Annotated in this window: 27 protein-coding genes; 18 read left to right on the top strand and 9 right to left on the bottom strand. The window is 46.4% G+C overall.

The annotated features are described in order from the left end of the window. Positions 1-4: 4 nt before the first annotated feature. The 8 genes from GON05_RS23545 (at position 5) to GON05_RS23510 (ending at position 5316) form a co-directional block, all read left to right on the top strand. Complete coding sequence (locus tag GON05_RS23545) at positions 5-1306, top strand: branched-chain amino acid ABC transporter permease (RefSeq protein WP_157322462.1); 1302 nt, start codon at positions 5-7, stop codon at positions 1304-1306. Continuing rightward, positions 1303-2085 carry an ABC transporter ATP-binding protein gene (locus tag GON05_RS23540; RefSeq protein ID WP_157322460.1) on the top strand — a complete coding sequence of 261 codons (783 nt, stop codon included), beginning with the start codon at positions 1303-1305 and terminating at the stop codon, positions 2083-2085. The genes GON05_RS23545 and GON05_RS23540 overlap by 4 nt, the downstream gene beginning before the upstream one ends. After that, positions 2085-2792, top strand: coding sequence for an ABC transporter ATP-binding protein (locus GON05_RS23535; RefSeq protein WP_127456436.1), 708 nt, complete (start codon positions 2085-2087; stop codon positions 2790-2792). Before GON05_RS23540 ends, GON05_RS23535 begins: the two co-directional genes overlap by 1 nt. Further along, positions 2789-3697, top strand: coding sequence for a DMT family transporter (locus GON05_RS23530; RefSeq protein WP_157322458.1), 909 nt, complete (start codon positions 2789-2791; stop codon positions 3695-3697). The genes GON05_RS23535 and GON05_RS23530 overlap by 4 nt, the downstream gene beginning before the upstream one ends. 59 nt (positions 3698-3756) lie before the next feature. Beyond that, positions 3757-3915, top strand: coding sequence for a DUF3934 domain-containing protein (locus GON05_RS23525; RefSeq protein WP_127456391.1), 159 nt, complete (start codon positions 3757-3759; stop codon positions 3913-3915). Between the two features lie 122 nt (positions 3916-4037). Further along, positions 4038-4574, top strand: coding sequence for an RsfA family transcriptional regulator (locus GON05_RS23520; RefSeq protein ID WP_157322456.1), 537 nt, complete (start codon positions 4038-4040; stop codon positions 4572-4574). A gap of 55 nt (positions 4575-4629) precedes the next feature. Then, on the top strand, positions 4630-4839 hold the full coding sequence (locus GON05_RS23515) for an alpha/beta-type small acid-soluble spore protein (RefSeq protein WP_127456387.1): 210 nt from the start codon (positions 4630-4632) through the stop codon (positions 4837-4839). 177 nt (positions 4840-5016) lie between these two features. Next, positions 5017-5316 (top strand): iron-sulfur cluster assembly accessory protein, encoded by a 300-nt coding sequence (locus GON05_RS23510; RefSeq protein WP_157322454.1) that lies wholly within the window; start codon positions 5017-5019, stop codon positions 5314-5316. A gap of 58 nt (positions 5317-5374) precedes the next feature. Here the strand turns inward: GON05_RS23510 and GON05_RS23505 are convergent, their stop codons facing one another. Next, positions 5375-6088 carry a GntR family transcriptional regulator gene (locus GON05_RS23505; protein WP_127456375.1) on the bottom strand — a complete coding sequence of 238 codons (714 nt, stop codon included), beginning with the start codon at positions 6086-6088 and terminating at the stop codon, positions 5375-5377. A 315-nt stretch (positions 6089-6403) separates the two neighbouring features. On the opposite strand from GON05_RS23505, the gene GON05_RS23500 reads away from it, so the two are divergent. The 8 genes from GON05_RS23500 to GON05_RS23465 all read left to right on the top strand — a co-directional run bounded on the left by GON05_RS23500 (position 6404) and on the right by GON05_RS23465 (position 14891). After that, a complete protein-coding gene (locus GON05_RS23500) occupies positions 6404-7738 on the top strand; it encodes a hypothetical protein (protein WP_181646671.1) in 1335 nt (444 codons plus the stop codon). 65 nt (positions 7739-7803) lie between these two features. Then, positions 7804-8916: an ABC transporter substrate-binding protein gene (locus GON05_RS23495; protein WP_157322451.1), complete on the top strand. Its 1113-nt coding sequence runs from the start codon at positions 7804-7806 to the stop codon at positions 8914-8916. Between the two features lie 74 nt (positions 8917-8990). After that, positions 8991-10649, top strand: coding sequence for an ABC transporter permease subunit (locus tag GON05_RS23490; protein ID WP_185157242.1), 1659 nt, complete (start codon positions 8991-8993; stop codon positions 10647-10649). Between the two features lie 12 nt (positions 10650-10661). Then, on the top strand, positions 10662-11765 hold the full coding sequence (locus GON05_RS23485) for an ABC transporter ATP-binding protein (protein WP_157322446.1): 1104 nt from the start codon (positions 10662-10664) through the stop codon (positions 11763-11765). A gap of 14 nt (positions 11766-11779) precedes the next feature. Beyond that, entirely contained in the window at positions 11780-12721 is a 942-nt protein-coding gene (locus GON05_RS23480; protein ID WP_157322444.1) for a ComEC/Rec2 family competence protein, read from the top strand. Between the two features lie 18 nt (positions 12722-12739). Beyond that, entirely contained in the window at positions 12740-13183 is a 444-nt protein-coding gene (locus tag GON05_RS23475; protein ID WP_157322442.1) for a DMT family transporter, read from the top strand. Between the two features lie 35 nt (positions 13184-13218). Beyond that, positions 13219-14037, top strand: coding sequence for an inositol monophosphatase family protein (locus tag GON05_RS23470; RefSeq protein WP_157322440.1), 819 nt, complete (start codon positions 13219-13221; stop codon positions 14035-14037). 92 nt (positions 14038-14129) lie between these two features. Continuing rightward, positions 14130-14891: an arylamine N-acetyltransferase family protein gene (locus tag GON05_RS23465; RefSeq protein WP_157322438.1), complete on the top strand. Its 762-nt coding sequence runs from the start codon at positions 14130-14132 to the stop codon at positions 14889-14891. 56 nt (positions 14892-14947) lie between these two features. Here GON05_RS23465 and GON05_RS23460 read toward each other — a convergent pair whose 3' ends face one another. From GON05_RS23460 to GON05_RS23450, 3 genes are all read right to left on the bottom strand, one after another. Continuing rightward, positions 14948-16063 carry an NADH:flavin oxidoreductase gene (locus tag GON05_RS23460; RefSeq protein WP_157322436.1) on the bottom strand — a complete coding sequence of 372 codons (1116 nt, stop codon included), beginning with the start codon at positions 16061-16063 and terminating at the stop codon, positions 14948-14950. A gap of 105 nt (positions 16064-16168) precedes the next feature. Then, complete coding sequence (locus GON05_RS23455; protein ID WP_157322513.1) at positions 16169-16486, bottom strand: ArsR/SmtB family transcription factor; 318 nt, start codon at positions 16484-16486, stop codon at positions 16169-16171. 170 nt (positions 16487-16656) lie between these two features. After that, on the bottom strand, positions 16657-17721 hold the full coding sequence (locus GON05_RS23450) for an LLM class flavin-dependent oxidoreductase (RefSeq protein ID WP_127456357.1): 1065 nt from the start codon (positions 17719-17721) through the stop codon (positions 16657-16659). Positions 17722-17893: 172 nt separating this feature from the next. On the opposite strand from GON05_RS23450, the gene GON05_RS23445 reads away from it, so the two are divergent. Next, positions 17894-18067, top strand: a complete 174-nt coding sequence (locus GON05_RS23445; RefSeq protein WP_157322434.1) for a hypothetical protein — start codon at positions 17894-17896, stop codon at positions 18065-18067. 162 nt (positions 18068-18229) lie between these two features. On the opposite strand, the gene GON05_RS23440 is transcribed toward GON05_RS23445, so the two are convergent. Next, positions 18230-18850, bottom strand: a complete 621-nt coding sequence (locus GON05_RS23440) for a cysteine hydrolase family protein (RefSeq protein WP_157322432.1) — start codon at positions 18848-18850, stop codon at positions 18230-18232. 163 nt (positions 18851-19013) lie between these two features. Then, a complete protein-coding gene (locus tag GON05_RS23435) occupies positions 19014-19799 on the bottom strand; it encodes a class I SAM-dependent methyltransferase (protein ID WP_157322430.1) in 786 nt (261 codons plus the stop codon). A gap of 102 nt (positions 19800-19901) precedes the next feature. Between GON05_RS23435 and GON05_RS23430 the strand changes: the two genes are divergently transcribed. Then, complete coding sequence (locus GON05_RS23430) at positions 19902-20471, top strand: DJ-1/PfpI family protein (RefSeq protein WP_157322428.1); 570 nt, start codon at positions 19902-19904, stop codon at positions 20469-20471. A gap of 20 nt (positions 20472-20491) precedes the next feature. Here GON05_RS23430 and GON05_RS23425 read toward each other — a convergent pair whose 3' ends face one another. Genes GON05_RS23425 through GON05_RS23415 form a run of 3 tightly spaced genes read right to left on the bottom strand, consistent with a single transcriptional unit; the run spans position 20492 to position 24492 of the window. After that, entirely contained in the window at positions 20492-21679 is a 1188-nt protein-coding gene (locus GON05_RS23425) for a Ger(x)C family spore germination protein (protein ID WP_157322426.1), read from the bottom strand. Beyond that, positions 21666-22763: a GerAB/ArcD/ProY family transporter gene (locus tag GON05_RS23420; protein ID WP_157322424.1), complete on the bottom strand. Its 1098-nt coding sequence runs from the start codon at positions 22761-22763 to the stop codon at positions 21666-21668. The genes GON05_RS23425 and GON05_RS23420 overlap by 14 nt, the downstream gene beginning before the upstream one ends. Beyond that, positions 22747-24492, bottom strand: coding sequence for a spore germination protein (locus tag GON05_RS23415; RefSeq protein WP_157322422.1), 1746 nt, complete (start codon positions 24490-24492; stop codon positions 22747-22749). Before GON05_RS23415 ends, GON05_RS23420 begins: the two co-directional genes overlap by 17 nt. Between the last annotated feature and the right edge of the window lie 133 nt (positions 24493-24625).

Raw genomic sequence — 24625 nt, 5'->3', positions numbered from 1 at the left:
TCATATGGATAAAATAAAACAGGCATTCGCGCAGAACTCGAAAATGCAAGCTCTGATCCTTGTTCTTCTTGTCTTGGTTTCGGCGCTAAGCGTTTATACGATGGCTAAATCGGTCATCGCCTTTTTATTCTTGCTGGCATCCTTGCTTTTGCTGCACTACACCTCCTTCACGACGAAGATCAAATGGATCATTGGCGGTGTCCTGGTCATTCTTATTATTCCGTTTGCTTCATCGGGAGGCCCGGCCTACGAGTCTTATATGGAAGTTGCTACGCAAAGCGGCATTTATATCGCCATGGCGCTCGGACTGAATATTGTCGTTGGTTTTGCAGGTTTGCTGGATTTGGGTTTTGTCGCTTTTTTCGCGATTGGAGCTTATACATACGGCATCTTCTCTACCGCCCAAGCGAACAAGTTTTTGTCAGGGGATTTCTTTCCGCTTTCAGGCTCAACGTTTTGGCTGTTTATTTTTATTGGCGGATTTATAGCTGCGCTGTTCGGCGTCCTCCTCGGATTACCCGTACTTAGGGTAAAAGGCGATTATCTGGCGATTGTGACATTGGGCTTCGGTGAGATTGTTCGGATCATCTTCAATAACTTAGAGAAGCCGATTAATATTACGAACGGCGCAAAGGGCATCTCGTCGATTAAGCCGCCTGATCTCTTCGGACTGGAATTCACGCATCCTCATGAATTTTATTTCATTGTGATTGGGATATTGGCGTTCGTGATTTTCGGGGTAAAACGATTCGAGCATTCCCGCATAGGGCGTTCCTGGAAGGCCGTTCGAGAGAATGAAATTGCCGCCCAATCGATGGGCGTTCCGTTAATTCGCACGAAGTTGACAGCCTTTGCTGTAGGGGCTTCGTTCTCCGGCATGATGGGGGTCGTTTTTGCAGCCAAACAGACGTTTATCGATCCGTCCAGCTTCACCTTGCTTGAATCCATAACGATATTAGTCATGGTGGTATTAGGCGGAATGGGAAGTGTTCCCGGCGTCATACTTGGAGCTGCGCTTATTACGATTCTTAACTTGCAGGTGCTGACGGAATTTGCGAATTGGCTTAATCAATTGACGCTGCAAGGCGTCGTCCACATTCCTTTTGCTTTATCTCCAGCCAAGATGCAGCGCTTCATATTTGGGGCTATTCTGATTCTTTTCGCCGTCTTTAGGCCCAATGGATTGATTTCCGTGAAAAATCGCAAAGTGAACGAAAGGCTGATTCAGGATCGGGTTTCATCAACATCAACGCCATCAGCGTCGGTGAATCCAATAGCCCCGCAAAGCGGAGGGATCGTCCAATGACCGTTTTAAGAGTTAAACAGGTAGTCAAACGTTTCGGCGGTCTTGTAGCCGTTAATGGTGTTCATTTTGATTTTCAAAAAGGGAAAATCTCCGCAGTTATCGGTCCCAACGGTGCCGGGAAGACGACTTTTTTTAATATGATTACCGGTATTTATACGCCTGATGAAGGTGAAATCGAATTGGAAGGCAAGTCGATTGTGAATGTCAAGCCTGATCGCATTACGGGAAGAGGCATTGCCCGTACGTTTCAGAACATACGTTTATTTGGCAATATGACGGTGATTGAAAATGTGATGGTCGGCATGCATATCCATTTGAAAGGTGGAATCGTCAGTACTTTACTGGGATTGGCGAAAATTCGGCTTGAGGAACAAAAGGCAATGGATGAAGCCTATCGGTTATTGCAGTATGTAGGTCTTGCCTCATCGCTTAATGAAAATGCGAACAGCCTCTCTTACGGAGCGCAAAGACGGCTTGAGATTGCGAGAGCGCTCGCCGCAAAACCTAAAGTGCTGTTGCTCGATGAACCCGCGGCGGGAATGAATCCGAGTGAAACCAAAGATTTGACGGCACTTATTCGTAGGATTCAACGGGAAATGGATCTTACGATTATATTGATTGAACACGATATGAAGCTAGTCATGGAATTATCCGATTACATCCTGGTATTGGATCACGGTGTGAAGATTGCGGAAGGATTTCCTCGGGAGGTTCGTTCAAACCCGCGTGTCATTGAAGCCTATTTAGGTAAAAGCGCCTTAGTAGAAGGGGTGAAATGATGAGCTTATTACAGCTTCAAGAGGTTCAGGCTTATTATGGAGGTATTCAGGCATTAAAAGGGATTTCTCTTCATGTTCATGAAGGAGAAATTGTTACCTTGATCGGGTGCAACGGAGCGGGAAAGTCTACGACACTGAAGTCCATTTGCGGTCAAGTGAAAACGAAAGGCTCCATCGTGTTTAACAAGCTAGACATTTCGAGTTGGCAGCCTCACCAAACGGCAATGGAAGGAATCGCGCATGTTCCGGAGGGCAGGCGCATATTCCCCAAGCTAACCGTCAAAGAGAATTTGGAGATGGGCGCATTTTCTGTGAAAGATAAAAAAGTGATGAAAGAGCGTATGGAACAATCTTTTGATTATTTTCCGCGTTTGCGTGAACGCTTGAATCAAACGGGAGGCACCATGAGTGGCGGCGAACAACAAATGTTAGCCATCGCCCGCGCGCTTATGATGAGGCCCAAGCTGCTGCTGCTTGACGAACCATCGATGGGGTTGGCCCCGGTTATCGTGGATCAAATCTTTGACATTATCCGCGAATTGAACCGAATTGGGATGACGATTCTACTTGTGGAGCAGAATGCCTATCAAGCTCTGCAAATTGCGAATCGCGGTTATGTCATACAGACGGGAGAAATTATTTTGGAGGATGACGCCAAAACATTGCTTGTCAATGATCAAGTAAAAGAAGCCTATTTAGCGGGATGAGTTCATTTCTGCCGATGTTATATGGCATCATGGCGTCATTCTTTTTCTCATTTTCCTTCATCATGAACCGATCCATGGAGTTATCTGGAGGCTATTGGGTATGGAGTGCTACACTTCGTTATCTATTCATGCTCCCTTTGCTCTTGTTAATAGTAGGGCTCAGGGGGAATCTACAGGTTCTTCTTTATGAAATAAGAAAGCAATTATGGGTGTGGATGGGGTGGAGTTTTGTCGGATTCGGGCTATTTTATGTGCCGCTTTGCTTTTCCGCCGCCTATACACCTGGCTGGTTGCTTGCAGCCACTTGGCAAATAACCATTATTGCAGGTTCATTGCTTGCTCCATTATTCAAGGAAAAACTCCCTGTACAGGGTTTGCTTATTTCACTTCTTATTATAATTGGTGTAATCGTTGTCCAGGCGGAGCATAGCGATCAACTCTCCGTGAAAGAGGATCTTGTAGGTACGCTGCCGGTGTTACTGGCAGCTTTTGCATATCCGCTGGGCAATCGGAAGATGATGAAGGTTTGCAAAGAGCGGTTAGATACGTATCAGCGCGTGCTAGGCATGACAATAGCCAGTCTTCCCCTATGGATCGTACTCTCGCTCTATGCTGGTGTTAAAGCAGGCGCACCTACCGTAGGGCAAATCGGGCAGTCCGCTCTTGTGGCTGTGTGCTCAGGCGTGATTGCCACGGTTCTTTTTTTCACAGCAACGGAGCGGGTGAAACGCTCATCTCAGCAACTGGCTGCCGTAGAAGCGACGCAAGCCGGTGAAATTATTTTTACCATATTCGGTGAAATGTTATTTCTTGGTGCGGCATTTCCGACGATGCTGTCTTGGACGGGGATGTGCTGCGTGATTTTCGGCGTGATTTTCCATAGCTTACTACCAAAGAATAGATGAATAATTCCATTTTCATGATACAATAGCTTTCTATCAGATGAATGGAACGGAGTGATTACATGAGCAAAGGCAAAGGAACAGGCAGAGGAACGGACAAAAAAGGCTGGAATAGATGGCAAGCTAGTGCCAATCGAGCAAAAAGCGCCCCGAAACCGTACAAAAGCAAAGGGGTTAAAAAAGAAAGTGACAATCAAGTAAGTACCAGCAGTAAAGAATAGATTGCAAACTAGTTAAAAGAGACCTACATATACGATATGTGGGTCTTTTATGCATGTCCATTGAATAAAAATAATATTACAGGTAACAATTTCTAATAACATAGTAAAGAAGGTGAACTAGAATGAAAGATAAAAGACGAGAAGATGCTTGGACAGATAATCATGATGTAACGTTAGCTCAAACGGTAATTAGCCATATTAAAAATGGGAGTACGCAGCTTGCTGCATTTGAAGACTCAGCGAGTAAACTGAATCGCACGGCGGCCGCCTGTGGGTTTAGGTGGAATAAAGAACTGAGGCATCAGTACGAGACGGAAATCAATGACGCTAAATTTTTCAGGATGAAACGCAAACAACAAAAAAGAGACATCCATGCAGCGATTCCTGTCATGCCAACATTGGATGAGGAACCAATCATGCCGAAATATGAGGATGCATTTAGGCAAATCATTAAGATCGCGAAGGATCAAGCGCAAAAATTTGAGCAGTTGATGCACGAGAATTCGAAGCTCAAGCTTGAAATAGATGAATTGAGAAGCCAGAAGGAAAACGTAAACATCGTCAGAAGTAATGAAGATGTGGCCACAGAGGACCTTCAAACCTTCCTCAAAATCATGAACAGAGCAAGAAATTTAACTTCTTTGAATTTGAATGTATAAGTCTTCCTTTCACTCCACATGATAAGATTACACCACGAGAAGGAGTGATTTAGTTATGGCAAACAGTAACACATTAGTTGTTCCAGAGGCAAAAGCGGCTTTAAATCAATTGAAATATGAAGTTGCTCAAGAGTTAGGGATTGCGTTGCAACCCAATGGGTACAATGGCAATCTGGCTACGCGCGATGCAGGCTCAATTGGTGGTACCATCACCAAACGCTTGGTGCAAATAGCAGAGCAGCAATTGCAAGGTTTTAGACGCTAATCATTAACAAATAGCAAGAGCTAAAAAGACTACAATCACTCTTCCTCCTTGGGTGAATGCAGTCTTTTTTATGTTGGGAGGAGCATTGCTTCTATTTCCGTATGTTTGGAATATTTTATGGGCGATTGGGTGAAGTTAGGAAGGCTAAACTAATCTTGATTCAAGGAGAAAGCCACGATGAAATGCAAAATAAACCGGAACGCAGCTAAAATTTTAAAGGAAATGTTGAGTCAAGAAGGTGCGGAGGGGAAGATGGTTCGAGTCATTATTACTCAAAATCATGGAGATCATGGCCATTATGACGTTATCTTGGATGATGCAACTGAAAATGATGAAATCGTAGAAACCGATAAAGGGATTAATGTGTTGTTAGATAAAAGAGAGAGCCTGTTAGACGGCGTTTGGATTCAATATTTTCATGTTCCGGAAGAAGGTTTTTTTATTACGAATCCTTCCACAGGATTTCTTGAGAAGTAATGAAATGACGTATATTCTTGTCGCAAAAGAGGGACAGGAACATACGTCTTTTTCGTTTCTATTCACGTTTAATAAAAAATTTAAAAACGCTATTTTTCAAGTAGTCCAGCGAATAGAAGACAGGTCGATCCTCTTCATCGAAATGTAGCTGTTTTAATAATAAAATTTCATTGCCGAGCACGTTCACCGCATTCTGATCCATCTCTTCAGAGCTGCTTAATGCGCAAATTTCAGTGATGGCGTAGGCGATGTTGATGCCCATTCTGCTCTTTAAGAAATCAAAGATGGCCCCGGAAAATTCCCCCTCAAAATGGCCTGCCACCAAACTCTGCGGGAAAATATTATAATAAAATGCCACTTTCTTGCCGTTTGCTGTTCGCGAACGCTCCAAAATGACAACCTTTTCCTCATCATCGATTTGCAGTTGTTTTCTCCAATCTTCCTCGGGCTCCCGTGTGTAGATCTTGATGTCTAATTCGCTTTCGATATACCCCTCATTTTTGATCATTTGACCCACGCTTTGCAGCTTGCTCAGGGGATTAATAATGAAATCCGGACGATTGTTGACGTAGGTCCCGACACCGTTTTTGCTTATGAGCACCTTCTCACGCTGAAGCATCTTGAGCGCTTCTCGGAGCGTAGGGCGGCTTACCTCGTATTTCTTGGCGAGCTCCGGCTCAGACGGAAGCTTGTCTCCCGGCTTAAGCTCGCCTTCGTTGATGCTTCGTTCAATCTCTTCTTTGACTCTGAGATAAAGCAGCTTTTTCTCCAAATTTCAGCGATTCCTCTCTATAGGTTGATGATGGTATGTTCAATGTTTACATAAAATTCAAAGCTGTCTGACAACAATAGTGTACCACATTTTTTGAAATTTGAAAGACTAGTTAAGCCATATTATTAGCAAAATCAAGCGGTTTATCTACACAATTATTTAACATTGGATTGATTGACACAAACGAGATATCTTACCTATAATTTTAGATGTCAGACAGCATGATACGCATCGAGGAAGGAAGGAGGACTTGCTAATCATAGGGTGACAGGATGTTGGATGAAAATAATTTGATTTCACGGAGGGGCATTTTAAATGAGGAAAAAAATGTTAGGTCTAATGTCGATTATAACTTTGGCGGTTCCTTTCTTCACTAGTGCGAGCACCACTCATGCTGCAAGTTACTCAGAGCTGGCTGCCTACTGGGCGCCTCAGATTTACCAGGATGTGAATGCTGATCTGGATGTAAGGGCAGATTTTATTACCAATTTCAACTATGACGGCGATTATTTGGCTCGGAATAACTGGGATAATCTCTCCAATTACAATGAGAATGCCTATGTCTACTATAAAGTGTCCGAAACGACAACGCATTACTTTATCGAGTACGACTTGTTCCATGCAAGAGATGATGCTTACACTAGACCGCTTGATGCTCATGAAAATGACCTTGAAGGCCTGTTCCTTGTGATCAAGAAGGATGGATCCAACTATGGGTCGTTCCAGCTGATGGAAACCATGGCACATAATCAATGGTACGATTACACGAATGATCCTAACATTACCTCTGGTACTGATAACGTTGACGGTGGCGTTCTCTTCAACGGAAGTCATCCCATGGTGTTTTGCCAAGCGAATGGACAGAGTCCTAGCGGTGGGCATGGCGTCAAAGCTTACGATGGATCATCCGCGCCAGGAGGAGATGGTATTGTCTACGATTACACGGGGGTAGCGCAGTTTCCGACTAATACATCAGGCAGCTATACGAACCATTACGGTTATGCCTTAATCGAGTGGGGAGATCTTTGGAGCCGCCGGAATAACCCTAACATTTTCGCTTCTTGGGGGACCTTTGCAGGGGACAACAATACGGCTAATTCAGCGAATGCCCCATGGGGATGGGACGATAGCGATGATGGCCCAGCCTTACAGGGAATGAACTGGTCTGATCCGGCTCATCAAGTCGATGTGCACCTGAATGGTCTCGGTAATTTCTCGCATACCTATGTGTTTAATCCTTACTACTCTCATAAAATAGTTCTCCAGAACACGCAAAGTCTTGAAGATCGCGACCCGTTCGGTGGTAAAAGCGATATCTACATTAAAGCCTATGTCAACGGCCAAGGACAGACGGATGCCAGGTTCTGGAAGAAAAATGATGCCCCTAAAAATCAAGTTTACAATATAGCTTTTGGCGCTAACGACGCTGAATTCGGAGCTAACTTCTCAGAAAACTACAACACCGTCTATGTCGCGAAACCATCAAATACCAATGTTGAAATCCATGTCTATGATTCAGACGGAACTTCCGGTGATGACGATATGGGATATGTATCAGCGGTTGTAGCGCCTGGAACTACCAAATCTTGGACGGATGCACTGACAAGTAATGGACAGGCCAAAGTTACAGCTACGGTAACTGCACAATAGGGTTATTGCGGGAGTAAGTCGATTCAACCAAATATACGAAAGAGAACACATCTAGGAGGATGGAAATGTTTCTGAAACCGAAAGCACGTACTGTAAGTTTGTTATTAGCAGCTTCTTTCATGTTAACCACTGTTTTATCAGGGTGTGGAGCCGGTGCCAGCAAGACAGCCAGTTCACCAGCATCAACGCCAGCCAGCACGGCGAGCAGTGAGCCAGCGAAAGAGACGAAAGCACCGGAGTCGAAGAAACTGGTTGTCTACGCAGCATTAAATGAAGATGATATCGTACAAATTCAAAAGAAGTTCAAAGAAGATACGGGTATTGAGATTGAATACTTGCGTTTAAGCGGTGCTGGTGAAGCGAGTACGCGCATTCAAGCTGAAAAGGCTGCGCCTAAAGCAGATATCTTTGTAGGAGGTTCGGTCGAATTCTACGAGCCGCTTGCTCAGCAGGGATTGCTTGAAAAGTACACGTCTCCTAATGCCAAGGATATCGAAGCTCGTTTTAACGATCCGAAGGGCTACTGGCAAGGTTGGTACATGGGCGTTCTCGGTATCGTTCTGAACAAAGACAGATTCCAAAAAGAGCTTGCGCCAAAAGGTGTGAAAGAGCCGGCGACATGGGACGATCTGCTTGATCCTAACTATAAAGGCCTATTCCTTACGTCCAATCCGGCGACAGCGGGCGGCGGTTATATCTTCGTGGCTGACCAGTTGTTCCGTTTGGGAGAAGAAAAAGGCTGGGACTATTTGAAAAAGCTTAATACAAATGTTCATCATTATACACCAGCAGCAGGGGACGGGATTACGCTTACTGCGACAGGCGAGTTTGTAGCTGGTATGTCATGGGCGCATGATATCGTTAAATCGGCTCAAAAGGGTTACCCAATTAAAGTTATCGTTCCTGAGCAAACGGCTTTTGAAATCGGCGGTGTTGGTGTTGTGAAGGGTGGAGCGAATACAGAGAATGCGAAGAAATTCGTGGACTGGTTGTTAACCAAACCGGTTGGGGAAATGAATACGAAGATGTCTAATCGTTACTCCGTAAGAAAAGATGTAGCGCCACCGGACGGCATGATCAAGATTGAGGATGTCAAATTGGTCAACTATGACAGAGATAAAGCTGCTCAGATGAAAGCAGATGTTGTGAAGAAATTTACTGAAATGACAGGCAAATAATGTTGTAAGGAAAAGCTTGTACACCTCCTCCTGCGGCCAATCGGCGGGAGGAGGTGCATGCTTATAACCGAAAGGTGTGGAAAGATTTGATTTCATCTACTGTCAAAGATACCTGGTCGGAAATAAAGAGGTTGCGGAATGAACCTGCCCTAGCGTTGGGGGTGGCAGCGATCATTCTGATCACATGTTTTTTTGTCATTTGGCCCATTCTGAAGGTGCTAAGCTTCACTCGCCCGGAGGATTATTTTAAACTTTTTACGTTCTCCAGATGGTATCATGCAGCTCTAAACAGCTTATTCATGACAGCAATCTCAACCGTTTCATGTACGGTCATTGCGTTTATTTTTGCCTACACGATTACAAGGCTGAAAGTTCCTTTCAAAGGACTCTTTAAATTTATAACGATTTTGCCGATTGTTTCGCCTCCATTCATTGTTGCTTTATCCTACATCCTGCTCTTCGGCAGGCAGGGAATCATTTCAAAATATGTGCTGCACGTTAATATAGATATCTACGGCTGGCATGGGCTTTGGCTAGTTCAAACGATGACTTTTTTTCCATATGCTTATGCGGTTATTCACGGTGTGCTCAAGTCTACTTCCACCAATTTGGAGTATGCGGCATATAATCTTGGAGCCTCTCATTGGCAAGTTTTCAAACAAGTTTTTCTTCCTCTGTGCAGGCCGGGTATTGCAGGCGGAGCCTTAATTACGGCCATGAATGTTCTGGCTGACTTCGGGAATCCCATGATCATAGCAGGGAATTTTACGGTTCTTCCAACAGAGGCGTATATGCAAATGTCGGGGATGTTCGATTTAAATTCGGCTGCTGTGCTCTCAACCGCGCTGCTGGTTCCCGCAGTTGGTCTCTTTATTTGGAACAGGGCATGGGTAGGAAAACGTTCCTACATCACCGTTACCGGTAAAGAATCTTCGCTGGAACATTTTCCACTGCCCTTTGCGGTGAAATGGGGGCTATTCGCTTTCTGCATGCTCGTCACGCTCGTTGTTCTTTCGGTCTATGGAGTTTTGTTTTATGGAGCTTTCACCAAGACATGGGGATTTGACTGGTCCTTCACGCTGCAAAATCTCCTTTATGTGGAGGCCAAAGGACGAGAAATTTTCAACAGCTTGAAATTCGCTTTGTTTGCATCGTTAGCGGCCGGATTCTTTGCCCTGCCATTAGCTTATATTGTGCAAAGGAAGCGTATTGGCATCAACCGACTGCTTGATTTCTTGGCGATATTGCCGGGAGCTGTGCCGGGCGTATTCTTAGGGCTTGGTTTTGCAATGGCCTTTAATGAGAAACCGCTAATGATTTCGGGAACGTCTCTCATTATGGTTCTTGCCCTCATGTTCTGGAATTTACCGACCTGCTATAGCGCCAGTCTGGCGGGTCTTCAGCAGATCAGCGGAGCGCTGGAAGAAGCTTCACTCAATCTCGGCGCAAGCAACTTCGCCACCTTCAGGAAAATTGTGCTTCCCTTGTTGAGAGGACCGTTTATCTCGGGGATTGTCGTGTCTTTTCTGCGATCCGTTACTTGCTTGAGCGTTATTATTTTCATTTATTCTGCGAAAACTTCCGTAGGTACGGTGTCTATTCTTGGATTAGTGCAGAACGGGGCTTGGGGAAGCGCATCGGCCTTTACGGTAGTGCTGATTTCCATCGCCTTCATAGTGCTGTTGGCAGCACAGTTTTTCTTGAAGAAGCAGGGCAGATCGATAGAACTATAAGTGGAGGAAACCATGAACACGGAGAAACCGATGATCCAAATCGCCAATGTTTCAAAAAAGTTCGGAGACTTCGACGCCATTAGTCAAGTGTCTCTCGATATACCCGCAGGCAGTTTCACAACACTCCTAGGGCCAAGCGGTTGCGGCAAAACGACGTTGATGCGGCTGATTGCCGGATTCTACGAACCGGATGCCGGTGACATTTTTATAGAAGGTAAAAATATGAATGAGCTGCCTGTATATAAACGGAATACACCGCTTGTTTTTCAGGAGTATGCCTTATTCCCTCATATGACCGTCTTCGAGAATATTGCTTACGGTTTAAAGCTGCAGAGACCGACTCGGCAAGAAGTGAAAGACAAAGTTGATGCAATGCTCAGCATGTTCGGGCTTCAAGGGCTGCAAGACAGGCTCCCTAGAGCGTTAAGCGGAGGACAACAGCAGCGCGTTGCTTTTGCGAGGGCACTGGTTATGGGGCAGAAAGTGCTATTAATGGATGAACCGCTCAGCAATTTGGATGCCAAAATGAGAGTAGAAGTCAGAGATGAACTAAGAGAATTGCAGCAGCGATTGGGCATTACCGCTATTTTTGTTACGCATGATCAAGATGAAGCGTTATCGATTTCGGATCGAATCGCTGTGTTTAACAAGGGGCGTATCGGGCAGGTAGGGACACCTTGGGATATTTACTTTAAACCGGAAAGCAAGTTTGTTGCCGATTTTGTCGGTACGGCTAATTTTATAGAGGGCGAAGTAGCGGCTGAAGAGGGCGAGGATTTGATTGTAAAATGCGGAACCACCGTATTTCGCGTTTATCGAAGCGATTACCGCTTTCGGACAGGTGACCGGGTGACGGTTGTCATCCGACCGGAATGCGTCTCCTTCGTCGATAAGACGACGGAAGGTCACAATGTTTGGAGCGGCGTCATTCAGAGAAGCAGCTTCCTGGGGCGCATGATCCGTTATTGGATCAATGATGCTCCACTGCAATGGATTGTCGATGACTCAAGTCCTAGCATGCGAGGGTATTTGGAGGGAACGGTGCATCTGGCGTTGGATAAGCATCACATTCATTTGCTGCCATTTGAGAAGGATACAACGACAAACGAACGATAAAGGGGGAAATTCTTATGTTGAATACGAAAGTTCAATTCTTGAATGTCGGGTGGGGGGATGCTCATCTGATCAGGCTGCCTTCCGGCGGTGTCTGCTTAATTGACGGAGGGGACGGTACATTCTCCGAAGAGCAAGACCATCCCTTGTCTTGGATGAACCGCAATGACGTTGATCAGCTGGAGTGGATGCTGCTTACGCATATTCATGAAGATCATGTCAACGGGCTTCTGGATGTTGCAAGAGCCAAGTCGGTCGTCCAAGCCGTTTTGCCGTATGAGCCCTTTGTGCTGCCACCGGTAGAGCTGGTCGAAGAGCTAAGGGATGATTTTACTACTAGAGTATACCGCATGCTGGCCACTTATCTGGAATTGATTCAGGTACTAATTGAACAGGGGACAGAGATTAAATGGCGCAGCGCGTATGGATCAAGCGATCAGTCGACCATTTGGTCGGAGGGAGGCATCACCTTAACCCAATTATATCCCTGGGAAGGAGATCCACTTCCAGCCTACGAGATGCTCTTGAAAGCTCTCTCAGATGAAGCTGAGGACAATGGGTTTAAAGAGAATTTACCGCGTTTTTTTGATTTATCTAATCATGATAGCTCCGTATATCGACTTAGCAGCGAAGGAGAGTCGCAGTCGAGCGTTGTATTCGGAGGGGATCAATTAGAACCGGGATGGGAACGGCTGGTACAGCGGACAGATCTTACGTGCAGCATTTGGAAAGTTTCCCATCATGGGATGGATGATGGCTTTAATGCCCGCATTCTCGCATGGATTCAGCCTGAACACTGCATCATTCCTGTCAGTATCGGACGCTCACATGCGCTGAAGGGAGAATGGGAAGAGCTCCGCTCTGAGACGGATGCTGCTTTTTATTTGACAGGGAGTTACGACAGAGGGAAGACTTGCCGGATTGTTAATGGATCATTGCCCATTGAGATTGGCTTTTAATTAAAAGGAGATAAGCGAATGTTAGTCAACAAGATCAGCTTCATACTTGCTTTTTCTGCTGGATTATTGGGCGTTACCCAAGGAATGATGAATGCGCACATCGGGAAAGTGCAGGGACAATACGGAATGATTATCGGTGTTTCCGCCATCCAAATCGTGGTTGCTTCCTTTTTATTATGGCGTATGAAATCCCCATCTCCGCTGCAGCTTCATGTTCTTCCATGGATCGTGATTGCCGGGGTTTTGGGTGTAGGCATCATGTTTAGCACTTCCTATGCCACAGGGAAAATCGGCACCCTACCCGTATTTATTCTGATCATTGCCGGGCAAATGGTTGCCTCATCGATTATTGATCATTTCGGGCTTATGGGTTTGCCGAAAAATCCGGTTACTTTAGCGAAACTCGGAAGTATTTTACTTATTATGACAGGTATCCTTTGCTTCATTAAATCATCCAGATAAATCAAACACAGAAAGCGTTAGGAGAAGGAGAGCATATGAACGAGCAACAAGCGTATGAGAATGCAATTATGCAAGATGCAATCAGTTATGTGAAAGAAGCGGGCGCTTTGATTATGGAACTCATGAAGATGCCGCTGCACATTCAGGAAAAGAAGAATCAAGCCGATCTGGTGACCGAAGTTGATGTGCAAAGTGAGCAATTACTGCGCAGTCGGATTAACCATGCTTATCCGGATCATTGGATTTTATCGGAGGAAACAGATGGCGGCAGGGAAGATTCCCACCATACGTTAAAGCAGTCGCCAACAGGCTACGGATGGATTATCGACCCTGTTGACGGCACGATTAACTTTATTCACAACATCGCGCATTTTGCGATCTCCGTTGGGATTGTGAAAGATGGCATTCCGATTGGCGGAGTCGTATATAATCCTGTAACCAATGAGCTCTACTCGGGTCAAAAGCAGGGCGGGGCTTTTCTGAATGGCCGCAGACTTCAGGTCGGGCATGAGCAGGACATCAGTCAAGCTTTGCTGGCAACGGGATTCCGTGCTTCGGACTGGAAACCAAATTCTGTGGTCGTGGAACAAATCGGAAGAATGACAGGTAAAGCCCGGAGCGTTCGCATCATGGGGGCGGCCAGTCTTGATTTATGCTTGGTTGCGTCAGGGCGATTGACGGGATTTTGGCATGATGGCCTATATCCTTGGGATGTCGCCGCCGGCATGGTTATTCTGCAGGAAGCGGGTGGTCTGCTAACCGATGCTGCAGGAAAAACATTTGTCCTAAGCGATGATAGCTTGGTTGCCTCCAATGCGGCCGTTCATGAGGAACTAATGTCTCTATTAAAATGATCTTTTGTCATCCTCTCGTGCCCCATGGTATGATTCAATCATATGACTGTTTACTTACTAGCAAGTATTTCTCGTAAGGACGGTGTCTTAGATTGAATAACCAAGTTCAGAGCTACTTAGATCGCATCGGCTTTAAAGGTTCACTTGATGGCAGTGCAAAGACGTTGGCTGCTCTGCAGGAGCGACATTTGTACTCCGTTCCCTATGAGAATTTGGATATTCTGGAACGCAAAGCGCTATCTTTGGATCCGCAGGAGCTGTTTCAAAAGATTGTCGTGCGCCAGCGGGGCGGATACTGTTTTGAGTTAAACGCCTTATTCGGTTGGCTGCTGCGGGAACTGGGGTACAAGGTGACTGACCTTGTTGCCAGGTTTTGGCGCGATGAGACGCAGCTCCCGCCCAAAAGGCGCCACCACGTCCTGAAGGTAGAGGCCGAGGGCGCCGAATATTTGTGCGATGTTGGGGTGGGTGGGGTCGTGCCCATCAGGCCGCTTGCTCTTATCGAAGGGCTTGTCCAGCAGCAAGGCGAGGAGTATTACCGTCTCGAGAGAGATTCCGATCATGGCTGGATGCTTTGTGAACAGAAACATGGGGGTTGGCCCCGCATTTACTCGTTCACGGAGGAGCCGCAGCTGCCGAAAGACTACCTGTTTGCGAGTTTCTGGTGTGAAAATGCGCCCGATTCGATTTTCACCAAGTGCCCGATTGTTGCAATCCGGACGCTGGAGGGACGGCATACCGTCTTTGATCGTGAATTCCGGGTTTTCAACTCTGAGGGTGTACGAACCTTTACCCCTGAGACAGATGAAGCATATAAAGAAGCATTGTTAGCTTATTTTGGTATTGTCCTATAAAAAAAAGGGTGCCCGCCAGCCATGGATATGGTTGGGGGCACCTTTTTTTTGTGAAATCAGCTCAGCGTAGCAAGAGACTCCCGCGTGAACGGCTGCAATTCATCCGTGCGGTTATCGCGGATTTTGGCTGCCCAAGCTGGGTCAGTCAATAGTGCGCGACCGACGGCGACAAGGTCGAACTCTCCGCGATCCAGACGCTCGATCAGGCTTTCGATGCCGGCAGCCTCGCCACCTTTGCCTTCTTCAAATAGGCTGGTGAAGACGGAGTCCAATCCAACGGAACCGACGGTAATAGCCGGCTTCCCGGTGATTTTGCGCGTCCAGCCCGCCAGGTTGAGATCAGAACCTTCGAACTCAGGCTCCCAGAAGCGGCGTGTGGATGCGTGGAAGATATCAACGCCAGCTGCGGACAACGGTGCAAGGAAGCGTTCCAGCTCCTCTGGATTCGCTGCGAGCTTGGCATCGTAATTCACCGGCTTCCATTGGGAGAAGCGGAAGATAATCGGGAAGTCGGGACCAACCGCGGCACGTACCGCTTCGATAACTTCTACCGCAAATCGGGTGCGCTCAACAAGGTCGCTGCCGCCATACTCATCCGTACGTTTGTTGGTCATGTCCCAGAAGAACTGATCAATGAGATAACCATGCGCGCCGTGAATCTCTACAGCATCGAAGCCTAGACGCTTCGCGTCGGCTGCGGCTTGCGCATAAGCCTGAACGAGTCCTTGAATTTCTTCGACCGAAAGGGGCTCGGATACTTTCTCGCCTTTCAAGTTGAGGCCGGACGGGCCGACGGAATCGATATCCGAATCGGGGAATCTGCTCTTATCGCGGGCCGTTCCAGTATGCCAGATCTGCGGAGCGATTTTGCCCCCGGCTTCATGCACTTCGCGGACAACACGCGCCCATCCTTCCAGAGCTTCCTCGCCGTAGAAATGCGGCACACCGTGATCAGCCGACGCAGCCGGATGGTTAATGACGGTTCCTTCGGTGATGATCAAACCAACGGCGTTCTCCGCTCTTCGGCGGTAATAGCCGGCTACGTTAGGGCCCGGGATACCTCCTGGCGAAAAAGTACGGGTCATCGGTGCCATGACAATACGATTATCAAGCTTCAGGTTACCAACTTCAAAAGGTTGGAACAAAGCTGCTGTTGTTTGGGATGTAGTCATCTTATTTTCTCCTCCTGCATGAAAAAGGTTTATAATTAATCTATAAATACAAATATATAGATTAATCGATAAAGATGCAAGTTTTACGGAGAAAACTTTTGAGAGCTACTTCTTCATGGCTTGCAGCCCCGCGGCAAAGTTCGCCAAGAACTCGGCGATAGCTTCTTCATTTCGTCTGTAATAGGTCCATTGCCCGTAACGGCGAGATTCCAGCAGTCCCGCTTTCTGCATGGAAGACAGATAAGAGGAGATGACAGACTGCGCCAGTCCGGATTTTTCCTGGATGCTTCCCACGCAGACCCCTCCCGGGAATTCTTCTTTGATGACGCTCGGCAGATTTTCGTTCAACTTATCCGGCTCTCTGAGCCAGCAAAGAATGTTGAGACGGGTCTCATTGGAGAGAGCCTTCAGCACCGCAAGCATTTCTTCATGTTTCACTACTCGACACCCATTTCTGGTTGATTTGTTCCCAGTATACCAAAAGTACGGCGCTTGAGAAATAGAGGGATCTCCAGAATGGGAGGAACCGCTCAAATTAAAAAATCCGAGCCAAGTAACACCTTGACTCGGACCCCTTGTTTAATATAGCTCAATCACCCTTGAGCGGTCTCGCGGGCAAGTTCTTTGCGAACGATTGGCGCGACCTTCGTGCCGAGCAGTTCAATGGTGCGCAGCACTTCGCTATGCGGCACCGAACTGACGTCAACGTGCAAGAGGAAGCGCGTTAGGCCTAGGTTTTTGCGCAGCAGCACGATTTTCTCGGCGACATACTCGGGATCGCCGACGTAGAGTGCTCCGCGAAGACTGCGGGCGTCGTCGAACGATTCACGGGTATAGGGCCCCCAGCCGCGCTCGCGCCCAATGGTGTTCATTTGAGCAGCCGTTGGCGGGTAAAACAGGTCGGCGGCTTTCTCTGTTGTATCAGAGATGAAGCCGTGTGAATGTGTCGCAATCTGCAGCTTGCTGACGTCATGTCCGGCTTTCGCAGCGGCTTCTTTGTATAGCTTGACGAGAGGAGCGAATCTTTCCGGCATGCCGCCGATGATCGCAAAAACGACCGGCAACCCAAGTAGGCCGGCGCGAATCGCGGACTCCGGATTGCCGCCGGTTCCGATCCATACAGGCAGCGGCTCCTGAACGGAACGCGGGTAGACGCCAAGATTTTTGATAGCGGGGCGATGGCCGCCGCCCCAGTTCACTTTCTCCGTTTCACGGATCGCGAGTAAAAGCTCCAGCTTTTCCTCGAATAGTTCGTCGTAGTGATTCAAGTCATATCCGAACAAAGGGAAAGATTCGATAAACGAGCCGCGGCCCGCCATAATTTCCGCCCGCCCATTGGATAGGCCGTCCAACGTGGAAAAAGCTTGGTACACGCGAACAGGGTCGTCCGATGACAACACAGTTACGGCGCTAGACAGCCGAATGCGCTTGGTTGTAGAAGCCGCAGCTGCCAAAATAACGGCCGGCGCCGAACTCGCATAATCCGCGCGGTGATGTTCGCCGATCGCATAGACGTCCAGGCCGACTTGCTCGGCAAGATTAATTTCCTCAACGGCTTGACGGAGCCGCTGTGCATGTGTGATCCCGCCTGCTCTTGGAGCAGCCTCGAGAAAAGTGCTTATTCCTATTTCGAGTGAAGTAGTTGTATGATTAGACATGGTTCTTCTCTCCCTTCTGTATATGTGTATTATACTTTATATTTTAGTGTAACTCAACAAAAGTAAGTAAATATCAGATCGCTCCGTGGCGTGCAAATATACCGGGAATATTTATGAATACCCTAAGCAACGGTTTTAGAGTAAAATAGAGCTTGTTGAAAGGTGGAATGTTATGCAAAAGAGAATGCGTAAAGCCGTTTTGTTAGGTTTAGCAGGCGGAATTAGTTGGGCGGCGGTGAACTACTCTTTAGATAAACATATCAGTGTGAGCTTCGTCGGAGGAGCATCTTGGTTTCTTTTCACTATTGTAGTATCTTTTTTTTCGCAAAAAATTAACCAAACCTAAATTGAAAAAAATGTAACACAATTGAAATCTTATATTCATCTGGTTTTAATGAAACAAGCCTATAATAAAAGTCGACCCCCCTTTAAAATATAAAACTTTAGACCCGCAGCCCGTTGCTGTGGGTCTCTTTTTTGCAATTTGCGGTTCACATTGTAGACTATACTATAATTGTGAAATTGCCTGTTGTGTTGACCACGTAGCACTACTGAATGCCTGATAGTTGGTCAGCGCGGCCTGAAAAGCCTGTTCACTTATCGTAGCAGTGGCATCATAAACAACAGCGGTTTGGAAGCCGTTTTCGATCAAATCACGCATATGCGACTCAACGCAAATATTCGAAAGGATTCCTGCCAGAATGATCTTTTCTTTCCGGTGCTGACGCAGTTGATAGACTAGATCATTGCTCTGCGGGCTGGCTACCTTATGGGCTGTTGTTATGACGGTTCGACTAGATAATATGTAGGGTTTAAGTGAGGGAACCCAATCGGCGCCGACCGAAGTATAGTCGTGTTGCTTTTGAAAGACACCGAGTTTTAATAACATTTCTTGCTCAGCACCCGTGAATTGCCAATTGTAATCATGCGGATAGATATAATGGGGCGAGATAAAAAGCTGATATCCTTTGCTCATCGCAGTATGCATGAGAATTTCCAGGTTCCCTAGTGTATTGTATTGCTCAATCAAGCTTTTAGTTAAATGGTAGCCCTTGCCTCCAGGGGAAAGAAAGTCGTTTTGCGGGTCCGTTATGACAATTGCTGTATTGGCGGGATGAGGTTTGAACATGTATGTTCCTCCAAATCACATTGAAATATGAGGATTCGTCTGGTCTGTTATCCCCATGAATATATGAAGGGGAGCCTGGTCATATTCCGCTAGAAAAGTGTGGTAAACTATGGTTAAAAAAGAATAAGCAGCCAAAGTAGATTGGCTGCCTGTCTATTGCTATTTACAATGGTTTGGTGAGAACAGCCCGCCACTCGTCAATTTCAAGGTATTGAAGCTTGCCATTTTCAATGTGAACGGAAAAATAATCTTGAATCGACTGATCTGCGCCGGTAATAAATTGCTCAACCGACTTCGCTTGTTCTTCGTTCTCGGCGGTACGCATGACCCATGCAGGGAACTTATGTGGTTTGCGATTCATAAGGGAAATCTCCACTTGTAATCCTGCTTTTTCGGCAAGGGCTTGCCACTCGGGGACGGTTAGACACCGAACATGGCTCGTATCTCGCATAGCTTCAAATGTATTCATAAATTGATCAAGTGCTTCGTCAGAAGGAGCGACGTTATCGATGAGAACCAGTTTGCCGCCCGGTTTGAGAACACGTGCCGCTTCATGAAGGAATAAGTGCGGATTAGGAAAGTGATGGGCAGCTATGCGGCAGGTGACCGCATCAAATGAACGATCGAGAAAAGGCAGCTGTTCAGCATCGGCTACAACAAAAAGGACATTATCGCACTGCGCCTGCTTCAAGTGATCAGCGGCAACAGAGAGCATGGGGCGCGTTAGGTCGGTAGCGACAACCTGCCGGACATGAGCAGACAGCTTTTTGGCTACGTGGCCTCCGCCCGTTGCAATATCCAGCACATTCCAAGTGTTTTCCAAGGGCAGCCAAGTAAGAAGCAGTTCGAGATCATCACCCTTTGCATGATTCTCGCTTGTCACGTACTTACTGGCATGTTTGCCAAACTGCTGCTGGACATGTTGTTTGATGGTACTTTCATTTTCCATAAGAAACACCTCCGAAATAATTATTTCACTAGATGAAACTCAGTATCACATTACGGAACTCATACTTATTTTATCACAATAATAGCTAAGGTGGTATCCACGATGGGGAAAATAATTTGTTTTATCTCTGATGAATTTGCGGATTTTGAGATTACCCTGGCGCTCCATAAAATTAGAAATGTGGGGAAGAAGGAAGTTTTGACAGTGGCATATAGCGATAAAGCTATCGTCAGCGAATCCGGTTTAACCTATAGGCCTGATTTGATTTTCCATGAAGCGATGGCGCTGAACGATATCGAAGGACTTCTTATCCCAGGTGGCCCGATTCGAAACCAGCAGCAAGAGCTGACCGATTTTATCATCAAACTCGATCAAGAAGGCAAGATGATTGCCGCTATTTGTAACGGGCCACAATATCTTGGGAGAGCCGGTCTGCTGCATCATCGCAGGTTCACGACGTCATGCTCCGTGGAGAGTATCAATCAATTGCATGTAGAAGACCCGTTTCCGCGGGACAATTATGTAGATAAACGAGTGGTTCGAGATGGGCATGTCCTTACAGCCAAAGGCCGCGCTTTCGTCGACTTTTCTTTTGAAATATTTGATTATCTTGGCATCTATGCCAACGCGAATGAAAAGAGAGAGCTGTTTAGAGATATCATGGACCGATGATTTGGTCTACGCCGCCTGTCTTATTTTTTCATGCGTCTCAAGCCATAATCGTTTATTTTCAGTTTCACGCTGTAGGTAACAGGGATCTTGCTGAATTCTTGATCCCAGTTCTGTTTCACTTTTTGCCAAACTTTAGGGTAATGAATTCTTAATTGTGTTCCAAACCCGGCGACTTCAACAGAATACTTGCTTTGCATTGTATGGAGAATCAGGTCTATATGCCGAGCAACTTCTTTTTCCGCCGCTTTTTCCGCGGATTGCAGGTAGCTGTTATCGAAATAGTCGACTTTCTCACGCCAGTCCTCTGTTAGACGGCCTACAGAATCAATGTCCACGTGAAAGGAAATCCGGTCTCCGGATACTTTCGGTTGAATACGGCTTTTTAGCGATTCCAGCTCATAGATGATAAAGGGATGATTGCCCTCATCCGTAGTTTTCACCACACCCCCTTTACTCTTTCCTGTTAACCAGGTCAAGCCTTCCAATTCTTCTTCGCTTAGAAAGCCGATCAGCTTATTTTCCTCTTGCTTGAACACGGCAGCTCCGGCAAATTTCACTTCCCCCTGCGACGCAGCTACGCTTTGGATCAAGAAGCTCGAATGGGTTGCGATCTTTTCCATCACGTTTTGAATCGTCATGGACGGTAAAATCCTCGTAGATCTGTATTGATTTTTTGAAATTCGGACTAACCGATCTACGGGGATTTCCGGGCTTTTTGACTCTAATGTATCTTTGGCCAGCCCTCGGGCTATGAGGACAAGACCGCTTTCTCTCACCTCATTATCGCGGAAATGCTGATCGATTAACGTCTGTAAATCCATGCTGCGCACGAGTTTCTCCCCGAAGACGAACATTTTTTGATGCTGGTTGAAAAGGGGTTTGGACTCGAGTGAAACTTCGCGTGCGAATTGATGAATCATATCTCCAGACAGGGAGTGATTCTTATACGGCTTCAGGTCGCCGGAGGCATTCCTTGACGCAGCAATCTTGGGGATAACAACTTGCCAAGTGATGGTGATCAAGTCTTGTTTGCGGTAGCCGCCGCCTTTTTCGTCCAATTTGTCCTCTTTCGGGGCTTCATCGCCTTGATCGATAGCTTCGCCAACGACAATCGACATTTCCGTTATGTTTTTACTATCCCAGCATCCCGTTAACAAGAATAGCGACAGCAAAAGCAAATTGGCGGTGAGTACTTTAATTTTGAGCATAAGAGATCTTCCTTAGCACAGTAATGAGAAGAAGAATGGGGGCAATCAGACCGATGACTCCAAAAAAGATGCTGCCGACAACATCTCCAAGGGCTTTAACTTGATTGATACTTTTGGGATACATCGCTATGATGAAAATCACCGGTAATACGGCGTAAATATAACGATAGTAAGATTGTTTGAACGTATGCGATAGTCCTAGAGAGACAATGTAAAGGTACATAACAAATCCCGTGAACACTTGGATTAAACGAACCACGATGAGCAATGATTCATAACGTTCTAGGAAAAAGCCGGTAAGCTCATAAGACCGGACGATGGATATCGCAGGCCATGTCAACGTGGCGACTTGTTGGTACGGTATGCCCCCCAAGACGACAATCATGGTGATCAAATAAACGAAAACGGAAATACTGATTCCGGCTAAAAGTGCTTTGCTAGCTTTTTCAGGCCTGCTCATATAAGCAGTAACGAATAACATCGTTTCAATGCCTGCAAAGGCCCTCCAAGTCTCCGGTAATCCTTTGAAAATGGGTCCAATCCCCATACCTAGCACCGGCCGTAAATTTTCAAGTTCAAAAAGATTTAAGCTTAACGAATAACTTGCAATAATAATGACAAGGGTGAGCGGCAAAATGAATTCAAATAGCCGTGCGATGGAGCTGATCCCTCCTGCGGTAAGGTAGACGGCAACGCACATAAAGACGAGAATAATAAACTCCTTAGGCGTTTTTTCAAGGAAAAGATAGTTGATGATCTCGGACATATCACGGATTTCAAACCCGGCAAACAGAGCGAAATACACGATCAAAATCAGATTAAGCAATTTTCCTATCCATTTGCCTGCGATGATTTGACTGTATTCAAAAAAGGTTTTCCCTGGAAAGCGCTGACTAAGTTTGACCATAATCAAACCGAAACCGAACGCCAGGATGCCACCGACGATCACCGTGATCCATCCGTCAGGAGTTTCCATCTTGTCCGCCAAAAATCTTGGCAAGGTCAGAATGCCCACTCCTAGGAGAATATTCGCTAAGATGACAGCAGCTTGAGGAGTCGTAATGCGATCATTCGGACGGATCATGTGATTGCTTCCCTTTCAGTGAATGATTTCCTTGCCGTGTTTGGTCCTGTGGATGCATCATCCGGGGCCGTTTTTTCATACTCGAAAGAGGAGCACGTATGAAGAGATCTTTCCAGTCACCTGGCCGGTATGGGACAAATGGGCTGGCATAAGGGATGCCAAAGTTTTTAATTTTGACAAAATGTATGCTCAGGAAAAGGGTGAACATGACAACTCCGTAAATCCCAAGCGCCGCTGCCGATAACATGGCGACAAAACGCAGCATGCGCAAAGCAATACCAGCATCGTATTGAGGTATAGCAAATGAGGAGATAGCGGTTAAGGATACAACGATAACCATTAATGGACTTGCGATGCCTGCTTCAACCGCGGCTTGACCGATGACCAGTCCACCGACAAGGCCGACTGTCTGACCGACAGGTTTGGGCAAACGAAGTCCTGCTTCACGCAGAATTTCAATAACAACCTCCATGATCAGAGCTTCCAAGAATGGGGGGAATGGAACGCCTTCGCGGGTCCCGGCCATAGAAATAGCAAGTTTCGTCGGGATTAGCCCCTGGTGAAACGATAAGAAAGAGATGTAGATGGCAGGTCCGAGCAATGCTACGAATGCGGCAAAAAAGCGCAATAAGCGCACCAAGGAGGATGGAATCCAATGCACATAATAATCTTCGGGTGATTGCAGCAGCATGCTGAACGTCACTGGAACGATGGAAACGTAGGAGCTTCCATTCGTCAGAATGGCTACTCGGCCTTCCAGCAAGGAGCCAATGACTCGATCTGGACGTTCCGTGCTTTGAACTTGTGGAAATGGTGACATGAAGTTATCTTCAATCAATTGATCGATATATCCGGATTCGAGAACGTCATCGATCTTGATTTTCTCGATTCTGCGCTTCACCTCATCCACCAGATTCGGATCCGCGATTCCCTCTACGTAGGAGATAACCAGGTTCTTCTTGTTCCTCTCGCCAACTTGGAAGCTCAGCATTCGCAAATTAGGATCGGATGCTCGTGAGCGCAGCAGAGAGATGTTCTCATCGAGCGAGTTGACAAAGCCGATTTTAGGCCCGCGGACAAGTGATTCCGAAGATGGTTCTTCGAAGTTCTGCGGTGCAGTGGAGCTGGTTCCGAGGATTAAACAACCGGAAATACCTTCAATGAGCAAAGCGGTTGAACCTGTTATCACCTTTTCAATGACCTCATGGACAAGCTCAGCTTCATTTATTTTAGAAAGCGGTAAAACATGATCTTTAATAAAAACTTTGAAATCGGTGCGGGCATACATGTCTGTCACATTGGATTTCCAAAGATCCAACATCAACGGTTTGAGAATATGCTCTTGAATGATGGTTGAGTCGGACAATTTGCTCATACTGACAATAGCCGCACGAATAGCGCTTCCTCCAATATTAAATTCGCGCACGGAATAGTCCGAGTCACAGCCAAGCCGTTCGGATAATAGATTTAAATTCACTTGTAACTGGCTAGTCAGCGTATCGGTAGGCGGCCAATTCGTCCATGGTTTTGATGGTGAGTTGCTGCTGTTGGTTGTGAGGGGGGGATTAGGAACGGTAGACTTATTTTCTTCGTCCCAACCGCGATTCATCCGTTCCTTTTGATGAAACCAACCGAATAGTTTAGAGGTACTATAAGGAATAAGAAAAGTGAATAAAGCCCAAATGAGCGTTTTCCAACCCGGAAGAGCTTCCACAATTGTGCGCCACATCGACAACACCCCCGCATTTATTATGTTTATTTAACAGAATTTTCATGTATGGATGAGTGGCGATATAGGCGGAACTCTGGGAAGATCAGAAGCCTGGTTTGTGGATGGTTCATAAAATTTCGAATTGGTTGAT

The organism is Paenibacillus anseongensis, from assembly GCF_009757995.1.
Classification (GTDB): domain Bacteria; phylum Bacillota; class Bacilli; order Paenibacillales; family NBRC-103111; genus Paenibacillus_E; species Paenibacillus_E chondroitinus.
Note: the sequence above shows the minus strand (reverse complement) of the source record. Positions and strands in the feature narration are given on the sequence as shown.